The sequence below is a fragment of the Macromonas bipunctata genome, assembly GCF_002837135.1.
Lineage (GTDB): Bacteria > Pseudomonadota > Gammaproteobacteria > Burkholderiales > Burkholderiaceae_C > Macromonas_A > Macromonas_A bipunctata.
Map to the genome: position 1 here is coordinate 25428 of NZ_NWBQ01000036.1, position 9391 is coordinate 34818.

General features: G+C 67.3%; 8 protein-coding genes and 1 pseudogene. 5 read left to right on the plus strand and 4 right to left on the minus strand.

Annotation, left to right across the window (positions count from 1 at the left end):
- Window positions 1–49 precede the first annotated feature (49 nt).
- Together dprA and CON76_RS05670 are read right to left on the minus strand one after the other, a co-directional pair.
- On the minus strand, window positions 50–1171 hold the full coding sequence (dprA, locus tag CON76_RS05665; RefSeq protein WP_420812916.1) for a DNA-processing protein DprA: 1122 nt from the start codon (window positions 1169–1171) through the stop codon (window positions 50–52).
- Between the two features lie 14 nt (window positions 1172–1185).
- Window positions 1186–2556: a LysM peptidoglycan-binding domain-containing protein gene (locus CON76_RS05670; RefSeq protein ID WP_240592779.1), complete on the minus strand. Its 1371-nt coding sequence runs from the start codon at window positions 2554–2556 to the stop codon at window positions 1186–1188.
- A 184-nt stretch (window positions 2557–2740) separates the two neighbouring features.
- Here CON76_RS05670 and def point away from each other — a divergent pair, with 184 nt between their 5' ends.
- The 5 genes from def (at window position 2741) to CON76_RS05695 (ending at window position 8035) form a co-directional block, all read left to right on the plus strand.
- Window positions 2741–3253 carry a peptide deformylase gene (gene def, locus CON76_RS05675; protein WP_101102416.1) on the plus strand — a complete coding sequence of 171 codons (513 nt, stop codon included), beginning with the start codon at window positions 2741–2743 and terminating at the stop codon, window positions 3251–3253.
- Window positions 3254–3263: 10 nt separating this feature from the next.
- The gene (gene fmt, locus CON76_RS05680) at window positions 3264–4241 is read left to right on the plus strand and encodes a methionyl-tRNA formyltransferase (RefSeq protein WP_101102407.1); all 978 of its coding nucleotides are present in this window, start codon (window positions 3264–3266) and stop codon (window positions 4239–4241) included.
- A 61-nt stretch (window positions 4242–4302) separates the two neighbouring features.
- Complete coding sequence (asd, locus tag CON76_RS05685; protein WP_101102408.1) at window positions 4303–5154, plus strand: archaetidylserine decarboxylase; 852 nt, start codon at window positions 4303–4305, stop codon at window positions 5152–5154.
- Window positions 5155–5193: 39 nt separating this feature from the next.
- Entirely contained in the window at window positions 5194–6423 is a 1230-nt protein-coding gene (gene purT, locus CON76_RS05690) for a formate-dependent phosphoribosylglycinamide formyltransferase (RefSeq protein ID WP_101102409.1), read from the plus strand.
- A 7-nt stretch (window positions 6424–6430) separates the two neighbouring features.
- On the plus strand, window positions 6431–8035 hold the full coding sequence (locus CON76_RS05695; RefSeq protein ID WP_101102410.1) for a GAF and HD-GYP domain-containing protein: 1605 nt from the start codon (window positions 6431–6433) through the stop codon (window positions 8033–8035).
- 37 nt (window positions 8036–8072) lie between these two features.
- Here the strand turns inward: CON76_RS05695 and CON76_RS05700 are convergent, their stop codons facing one another.
- Window positions 8073–8858 carry an MBL fold metallo-hydrolase gene (locus tag CON76_RS05700; RefSeq protein WP_101102411.1) on the minus strand — a complete coding sequence of 262 codons (786 nt, stop codon included), beginning with the start codon at window positions 8856–8858 and terminating at the stop codon, window positions 8073–8075.
- Between the two features lie 37 nt (window positions 8859–8895).
- A pseudogene (locus tag CON76_RS05705) lies at window positions 8896–9391 on the minus strand (hypothetical protein); the annotation flags it as partial.

Below are 9391 nucleotides of genomic sequence, written 5' to 3' on the forward strand. Positions count from 1 at the left end.
CCACCCGAACAGCCCCGGCGCGCCGCAAAGCGTGCCGGGGCTTTTTCATTCAGCCCAAGCCCACGCGCTGGAACAGCCCGCCCGGCAGGCTGGCGATGTGGCCGTCGAGTTCGAGCTCCAGCAACTGGGCTTGCAGCTCGGGCGTGGGCAGGCCGGTGCGGGCTTGCAGCGCGTCCAGCCCGACGGGGTCGTAGCCCAGCACGGCCAGCAGCGGGTGGCCGTGCTGGGCGGGTGCGTCGCCGGGGGTGGCGGTGCGCGGTGGGGTCGGTGGCAGGCTCAGGCGCAGGTCTTCCAGCACGTCCTGCGCCGATTCGACCAGTTTGGCGCCTTGCCGGATCAGCGCGTGGCAGCCGCGCGACTGCGGTGCGTGGATGGAGCCCGGAATGGCAAACACCTCGCGCCCCTGTTCCGAGGCCAGCCGCGCGGTGATAAGCGAGCCCGATTGCAGCGCCGCTTCCACCACCAAGGTGCCGTGCGACAACCCGGCAATGATGCGGTTGCGCTTGGGAAAGTTGGCCGACAGCGGCGGCGTGCCCAGCGGGTATTCGCTCAGCAGCGCGCCGTGTTCGGCGATGCGGTGCGCCAGCGCCAGGTGCTTTTTGGGGTACACGCGGTCCAGCCCGGTGCCCACCACCGCCAGCGTGGTACCGCCGCCGTCGAGCGCGCCCTGGTGCGCCGCGCCGTCCACCCCCAGCGCCAGCCCCGACACCACGCACACCCCGGCCTGCGCCAGCGCCTGCGCAAACTGGTGCGCGTTCTCGGCGCCTTGCGGGGTGGGGTTGCGGCTGCCCACCATGGCCACGCGGTGCGGCACGCGCAGGGCGCTGCGTTGCCCCAGCAGGTACAGCAGCAGTGGCGGGTCTTCGGTTTGCAGCAGTTCGGCGGGGTAGTCGGGGTCGCCCAGGGTGAGGATGTGGCGTCCGGCGCCGTTGTCCAGCGGGGTGTCGAGCCAGCGCCGGGTGGTGTCGCACAGCTCGCGCCAGCCCTCGGGTTCGGCCTTGAGGGCGCTGGCCAGCTTGGGGCTGACCACGCTGGCCAGCGCGGTGTGGCTTTGGTCAAAGATGGCTTCGGGCAGGCCAAAGGCGGCCAGCAGTTGGCGCGCGGTGGCGTTGCCCACGCCGGGCGTGAGGCACAGGCGCAGCCAGGCGCCGAGTTCGTGGTCTTGCAGCATGGTGGGGGCGGATGTCAGGGCTGGGTGAAGCGGTCGCCGGCGCGCACGCCATCGCTGATTTGCAGCACCAGCGCGTACGACAGGCGGTCGAAAGTGCGGAACACCAGCATCAGGCCGTTGCGTTCGTCGGGCAGGGCCAGGGTGGGGCGGGCGGGGTCGGTGCTGTCGGGCAGGGTGGCGCCCTGGCGTTGCAGGGCCAGCACGTGGCCAGTTTCCAGCCCGTCGGTGTTGCCCCGGTTGAGCACCACGATCTGGTTCTGCCCTGCGTACTGGCGCGTGCCGCCGTGTACGGCCACCACCTGGCCGCTTTGCGGTGTGGCGGGGGCGTGCGGCACGTAGTCGGCCCAGTGGTAGGCGGCCTCGGGCAGCAGGCGGTCACCGATGCGGATTTCTTCCTTGGCCAGCACGATGTCGAGCGTGGCGGGCACGACCTGGATCTGTTCCTGGCCGTCGGGGGCGGTGGTGGTGCGTGTGCTTTCGCTGCGCGCCAGCTGCGCCTTGCCGATGAATTGGGCCTCGTAGCCCAGCACGTTGCCGGTGGCGGAGTCTTTCAGCGGCACGGCGTGGCGGTACACGCCCAGGCGCTGCGGTGGTCGGCCGGGGGTGAGGGTCAGCGGGCTGGTGGGGGCAGGGCGGGGCGTGACGGCTGCGGCTTCCGGGTCGCTGGCGGCAGCGTTGGGTGTGATGGCGTTGCTGGCTGGCTCAGGTGGATGGCTGGGGCTGGCGTCGCTGCCAGAGTTTGCGCTGCCGTACTGGCTGCGCGCGTAGGCGCGGTCGCCCCGGCTGAGCAGCACGCGGTTCTCGGGTGCGGCCACGATGCGCGCGGCCTGCTCGTGCGTGCCCGCGTCGATCAGCAGCGAATCGGTCAGGAATGGCTCAATGAGGTGGCGCGGGATGGGCGGGATGGCTTCGTCGGCCAGCGCGCTGCTGCGGATGCGCGGCGACAGCTTGACCGTGGGGATGCCGCCGTCGGCGGCGCCTTCGAGCCCCAGCACGGCGCGGCCATGGTGGCGTTGCAGCACCAGCACCTGGCCGGGGTAGATGAGGTGCGGGTTGCGGATGCGCGCCAGGTTCATGCCCCACAGCTCGGGCCAGCGCCAGGGTTGCTGCAGGAACAGGCTGGCGATGTGCCACAGCGTGTCGCCCGCGCGCACGGTGTAGCGTTCGGGCGCGGCGGGGGCCAGGTCGGCCACGGGCACACCCGCCTGCGCGGCCTGCTGGGTGCGGGTGGCGGTGTCGCGCTGGGCCGGGGTGATGGGGTAGCCGTGCCAGGTCTGGGCCTGCGCCGCACTGGCCAGCCCGATGCAGCCCGCCAGCAGCAGCGTGCTCCAGCGGGGTGCCACACGGTGCAGGGCGCCCGCACGGGGCTGGGGGAGTGGGTTCAAGGGCATGGCAGCGGCACCAGAGAAGGAGAAAAAGGGGCGTTGCGGCAATCATATCGTCTGGCTGTCTGGCCGGGCGTGGGCTGGGTGCCGCCACAGGGGGGCTGAACGGTTGCCCGCACGGCCCCGAAAATCAGGACAATATCGCCCCATGACCACCGATACCCCGAAGACCCCCGACCCCGCCGTGGCGCTGTTGCCCATTTTGCATTACCCCGACCCGCGCCTGCACACCGTGGCCCAGCCCGTGGCGCAGGTGGACGACACCATCCGCACCATGGTCCAGCGCATGTTGGCCACCATGTACGATGCCAAGGGCATTGGGTTGGCGGCCACCCAGGTGGATTTTCACCAGCGTTTGGTGGTGATTGATGTGAGCGAGGAGCGCGACCAGCCGCTGGTGCTCATCAACCCGGAAGTGGAGTGGGCCAGCGACATCAAGCGCAAAGGCGAGGAGGGCTGCCTGTCGGTGCCCGGCATCTACGACGGCGTGGAGCGGTCGTTGGCCGTCAAGGTGCGCGCGCTGGACGAGCACGGCCAGAGCCGCCTGATCGAGGCCGAAGGCTTGCTGGCGGTGTGTATCCAGCACGAGATGGATCACCTCAACGGCAAGGTGTTTGTGCAGTACCTCTCGCAACTCAAGCGCGACCGCATCAAGGCCAAGTTGCTCAAGGCCGAGCGCGACGCGCGCCGCCATTGAGGGGCTACGCATGAAAGCTGTTTTTGCCGGTACGCCGGAATTTGCCGCGGTGGCGTTGCAAGCCCTGCTGGATGCGGGCATCGAGGTGCCGCTGGTGCTGACGCAGCCCGACCGACCTGCCGGGCGTGGCATGAAGTTGCAAGCCTCGCCGGTCAAGCAACTGGCGCTGCAACACGCAATAGCGGTGGCGCAGCCGCACAGCCTGCGTCTGGATGGCAAGTACCCCGACGAAGCCGCTGCCGCGCAAGCCGCATTGCAGGCCACGGGGGCGGATGTGATGGTGGTGGCCGCTTATGGTCTCATCCTGCCGCAGTGGGTGCTGGACTGGCCTCGGCTGGGGTGTCTCAACATCCACGCCTCGCTGTTGCCGCGCTGGCGCGGTGCCGCGCCCATTCACCGTGCCATTGAGGCGGGCGATGCCGACACCGGCATCACCATCATGCAGATGGACGCAGGGTTGGACACGGGCGACATGCTGCTGCTGGAGCACCTGCCCATTGCCGACACCGACACCACCGCCACGCTGCACGACCGGCTGGCGGCGTTGGGCGGGCGCATGGTGGTGCAGGCGTTGCAACGCCTGGGCAATGGTGCCGGGTTGACGCGCACCCCGCAGCCCACGCAGGGCGTGACCTACGCCCACAAGATCGACAAGGCCGAAGCGGCGCTGGACTGGACGCAACCCGCTGCTGTGCTGGCGCGCCGGGTGCGGGCGTTCAACCCTTTTCCGGGTGCGGCCACGCAAGCCGGGGCCGAGGCCATCAAGGTCTGGGCCGCCCACGTCCGGGCCGATGCCGAGGGCGAAGCATCCGCCAGCACCACCACACCCGCTGGCACCGTGCTGGCCGCCGATGCGCAAGGTGTGTGCGTGCAGACTGGCTCCGGCCAGCTGTGCCTGACCGAGTTGCAGCGTGCTGGCGGCAAACGCTTGCCGGTGGCCGATTTTTTGCGCGGCACACCCTTGCCGCCCGGCACCGTGCTGGGTTGATCCACACCGGCCCGCATAGAATTTGCGGGCCTTTTTATTTCCTTAACGAGCAGGATGCGCTTTGTCTGACCGTCTGGCGGTGTTGCCGCAATATGTACTGCCCAAACGGGCCTTGACCCAGTTTGCCGGGGCGTTGGCCCGCCGTTCGCTGGGCGACTTTACCCAGTACAAGATCCGCCGCTTTGTGGCGCGTTACGGGGTGGACATGAGCGAGGCCGCCGAGCCCGACCTCACGCGCTACCTGTCGTTCAACGATTTTTTTACCCGCGCGCTCAAGCCCGGTGTGCGCTCGCTGGCACAGGCCGACTTTGTGTGCCCGGTCGATGGCCGCATCAGCCAGTTTGGCGCCATTGACGGCGAGCAGCTGTTGCAGGCCAAGGGGCATGTGTATTCCACCACCGCGTTGCTGGGCGGTGATGCCGCTGAGGCGGCGCGCTACCGCGATGGCAGCTTTGCCACCATTTACCTCAGTCCGCGCGATTACCACCGCATCCACATGCCCTGTGCGGGGCGCTTGCGCAGCATGGTCTATGTGCCGGGCGACTTGTTCTCGGTCAACCCCACCACCGCGCGCGGTGTGCCGGGGCTGTTTGCCCGCAACGAGCGTGTGGTGTGCCTGTTCGATGGCGCGCACGGCCCGTTTGCGCTGGTGCTGGTGGGGGCCACCATCGTGGGCAGCATGGCCACGGTGTGGCACGGGGTGGTCAACCCGCCGCGCGCGCGCCACATTCGCCGCTGGGACTACACCGGGCAGCAGCCCCCCATCGAGCTGCAAGCGGGCGATGAAATGGGCCGCTTTTTGCTGGGCTCCACCGTGGTGCTGCTGTTCCCCAACGACACATTGCGCTTTGCGCCGGACTGGGCTCCCTCGCGCCCGGTGCGTCTGGGCGAGGCCATGGGCCAGCGCCCCTGAACCTCGCTTTTTTCATCCTTTTTTTGCAGGATACTTACCATGAGCACCACCCTCGGCACACCCCTGTCGCCCCACGCCACCAAAGTCATGTTGCTGGGGGCGGGTGAATTGGGCAAAGAAGTGTTGATCGCGTTGCAGCGTCTGGGCGTGGAAACCACCGCCGTGGACCGCTACGACCACGCTCCCGGTCAACAGGTGGCGCACCATGCGCGCACCATCACCATGAGCGACCCGGCGCAGTTGCAGGCGTTGATCGAGGCCGAACGCCCGCATCTGGTGGTGCCCGAGATTGAAGCCATCGCCACGCCGGTGTTGCAGCAATTGGAGGCCGCAGGGGTGGTCAAGGTGGTGCCCACCGCCCGCGCCGCGCGCTTGACGATGGACCGCGAGGGCATCCGCCGTCTGGCCGCCGAAACGCTGGGCCTGCCCACCAGCCCGTACCAATTCTGCGACTCGCTGGCCGAATTGCAAGCCGCCATCGACGGCGGCATTGGTTATCCGTGCATCGTCAAGCCGGTGATGAGCAGCTCGGGCAAGGGGCAGAGCAAGATCGACGGCCCCGCCGATGTGGCCCAGGCTTGGGACTGTGCGATGGCCGGAGGCCGCGTCAGCCACGGTCGGGTGATTGTGGAAGGCTTCATCGACTTTGATTACGAAATCACCCTGCTGACGGTGCGCGCCCGCAACGCCAGTGGTCGGATTGAAACGCATTTCTGTGCCCCGGTGGGCCATGTGCAGGTGGGCGGCGACTACGTGGAAAGCTGGCAGCCGCACCCCATGCACCCGGCGGCGCTGGAACAGGCGCAGCACATTGCGCGCACCATCACCGACAACCTGGGCCAAGGCTTGCAGGGTGAACCCGACGGTTGCGGCCTGTACGGGGTGGAGCTGTTCGTCCAGGGCGAACAGGTGTGGTTCAGCGAGGTCAGCCCGCGCCCACACGACACCGGCTTGGTCACGCTGACAACGCAGTGGCAAAGTGAGTTCGAGCTGCACGCCCGCGCCATTCTGGGCCTGCCGGTGGACACCAGCTTGCGCAACCCCGGTGCCAGTGCCGTGATCTACGGTGGCGTGGAAGCCCAAGGCCTGGTGTTTGACGGGGTGGACGAGGCGCTGGCCATTCCCGGCACCGACATCCGTTTGTTTGGCAAGCCCGAGAGCTTCGTCAAGCGCCGCATGGGGGTGGCATTGGCACGCGCCGCCGATGTGGACACCGCCCGCACCAACGCCCAACTGGCCGCCAGTCGGGTGCGCCCGCGTTTGCCCTGAACACGGCATGCCCGATACTGACACCGACCCCGCCACCGCCGCGCTGCTGCAACGCTTTGAGCAACTCAACAGCGTGGGGGCTGCGCTGTCCAGCGAGCGCGACCTCAACCGCCTGCTGGAAAACATCTTGCTGGCGGCCAAGACCATCACCCGCGCCGACGGTGGCACCTTGTACCGCCTGCTGCCGGACCAGCGCCACCTGCGCTTCGAGATCGTGCGCACCGACTCGCTGGGCATTGCGCTGGGGGGCACCAGCGGCAACCCCATCTCGGGCAAGTTCCACGATTTGCCGCTGCTGCGCGACGACGGCAGCCCCAACAACCATCTGGTGGCGGCTTACGCGGCCAACACCGGGCGCACCGTCAACATTCCGGATGCGTACACCGCACAAGGTTTCGATTTTGCGGGCACACGCCAGTTCGACCGCGCCACCGGCTACCGTTCGCAGTCGTTCCTGACGGTGCCGATGAAGAACCACGCTGGTGAATTGATCGGCGTGTTGCAGTTGCTCAACGCGCTCGACCCGGTGGAGGGCCGCGTGGTGGCGTTCTCGGCGGCGGACCAGCGGTTGGCGGAATCGCTGGCCTCGCAGGCGGCGGTGGCGTTGACGAACCGCCAGTTGCTGGAGCAGGTCGAGGCGCTGTTCGAGGCCTTCGTCAAGCTCATCAACTTGGCCATCGACGAAAAATCACCCTATACGGGCGGCCATTGCCAGCGTGTGCCAGAATTGACCATGATGCTTGCCCAGGCCGTCAACGCCACGCAAGAAGGGCCCTTGGCCGAGGTCAAGCTCACCGAGGCCGATTTGTACGAGTTGCGCATTGCCGCATTGCTGCACGACTGCGGCAAAGTCACCACCCCGGTGCATGTGGTGGACAAGGCCACCAAGTTGCACACCTTGTACGACCGCATCCACACCATCGACACCCGCTTTGAAGTCGTCAAGCGCGATGCCGAAGTGCGCCGTTGGCAAGCCGTGGCGCAAGGGGGTAGCACCGAGCAGGCCCAAGCCGAGTACGAAGCGTTTTGCCGCCAGTGCGATGCCGACCGCGACTTCCTGCGCCAGGCCAACCTGGGGGCCGAACGCATGAGCGATACGGATTTGGCACGGGTGCAGGCCATTGCCAACCGCTACCGTTGGCGCAACCCAGCGGGTCAGGAAGTACCGTTCTTGAGCGACGACGAGTTGCTCAACCTCACCATCCGCGCGGGCACGCTCACCGCCGACGAGCGCCAGATCATCAACCACCACATTGTGGCCACCATCAAGATGCTGGAGCAGCTGCCCTGGCCCAAGCACCTGCAACGCGTGCCCGAGTACGCCGGGGGGCACCACGAGCGCATGGACGGTCAGGGCTACCCCAAGGGCCTCAAGCGCGAGCAGATGAGCTGGCAGGCGCGCATGATGGGCATTGCCGACATTTTCGAGGCCTTGACCGCCGCCGACCGTCCGTACAAAAAGGCCATGCCGCTGTCGCAGGCCTTGTCCATCATGGACAACTTCAAGCGCAATGGCCATATCGACCCCGACCTGTACGACGTGTTTGTGCAGCAGCAGGTGTACCGGCGCTACGCCGAAGGTTTTCTCAAGCCCGAGCAGCTGGACCAGTGAACGCGCCGCTTGCCCCGGGCTGGCGCCGCGGGTTCGCTCAAAATTCCAGCACCTGGCCGGTTTCCAGCCAGACCAGCGGATGGCGCTGCTCTAGGCCCAGCGCCTGCACTTCGGCGCGTATCAGCGCGGTTTCGGCGGGCTTGGTGTGGCTGATGGCCACCGTGACCGGGCGCTGCCTTGGGCCGCTGGCGTGCAGTTGGGCCAGTTCCTCGGCCAGCACGCTGGGGCACAGGTGCAGGCTCAGGTGCGCCAACCCGGCTTCGCGTTGGCTGAAGGCGGTCTCTATCACCAGCATGGCCACCTGCATCTGGTTGATGCGTTGCCAGAACGCTGGGTTGCGCTCGGTGTCGCCGGTAAACACCCAATGCCCTTGCGGGGTGTCGATGGCATACCCCACGGCGGGCACCGAATGCCGCGCGGGCAACACCTCCACCACATGGTCGCCCACGTCCAGCACATCGCCCACCGCAATCGGGTGAAAGCGCACAAACGGGCTTTCGGGCGATGGAATCACCGAAAAATCGGGCCAGATGTCGTGGTTGAAGATGTGCGCGCGCAACGCGGCAATCGTCTCGGGCAAGGCGTGTACCTGAATGGCATCGCGGCGCAGGCCCGCCACCGAATCGAGCATCAGCGGCAGCGCGGCCACATGGTCCAGGTGCGAATGCGTGAGCAGCACGTGGTCAATGCGCGCCATTTCGTCCAGCGTCAAGTCGCCCACACCGGTGCCCGCATCCAGCAACACATGGCCATCGACCAGAAAAGACGTGGTGCGGGCGTGGCGGGCAATGGCACCGGAACAGCCTAAAACCTGGATTTTCATGACAACGTGCGCTCCGGTGGTGGTGGGTGGGACAAGGCTATTTGGTTTCAAACTGGGTGCTGCCGTCCCAGCCTGGGTCGAAGGGCTGCGCACTGCGTGCGGCCACCCGTTCCTGGTACAAAGCGTACAGCAATTGTTGCGGGTGTTGTTGCGCCAGCGCGCGGATCAGTGCCCCGGCCTGCACCCATTGTTGCGCTCGCCACACCTGCAAAAAGCTGGCCCACTGTGCCAGTTCATCGCGCAGCAGCGGGGTCAGGTCGTCGGGCGTGCCGCGCACGGTGTAGATCTGCACCGCCTCGTTCTTGCCCTTGACCTTGACCTTGACCTTGTCCAGCTCCTGCCAGATGAAGCCTTCGCCCGCCTGCGCCCGTGTGGCCCCGCTGGCCACCACCGTCACCCCGTAGAACTTGGACACCCCTTCGAGCCGGGAACCGAGGTTGACCCAGATTGAGCGGCAAGCCTCGGGGTTCAGCCCGAGGTTCGAGCGATCGGGCCGGGACGGCCCGTAGTTAGTCGTGCCATTGTGCTCTATG

Bases quoted from the DNA above. Each gene is read 5' to 3' on its own strand.
- dprA (WP_420812916.1), bottom strand. From the start codon at position 1,171: ATGCTGCAAGACCACGAACTCGGCGCCTGGCTGCGCCTGTGCCTCACG.
- fmt (WP_101102407.1), top strand. From the start codon at position 3,264: ATGAAAGCTGTTTTTGCCGGTACGCCGGAATTTGCCGCGGTGGCGTTG.
- purT (WP_101102409.1), top strand. From the start codon at position 5,194: ATGAGCACCACCCTCGGCACACCCCTGTCGCCCCACGCCACCAAAGTC.
- CON76_RS05695 (WP_101102410.1), top strand. From the start codon at position 6,431: ATGCCCGATACTGACACCGACCCCGCCACCGCCGCGCTGCTGCAACGC.
- CON76_RS05700 (WP_101102411.1), bottom strand. From the start codon at position 8,858: ATGAAAATCCAGGTTTTAGGCTGTTCCGGTGCCATTGCCCGCCACGCC.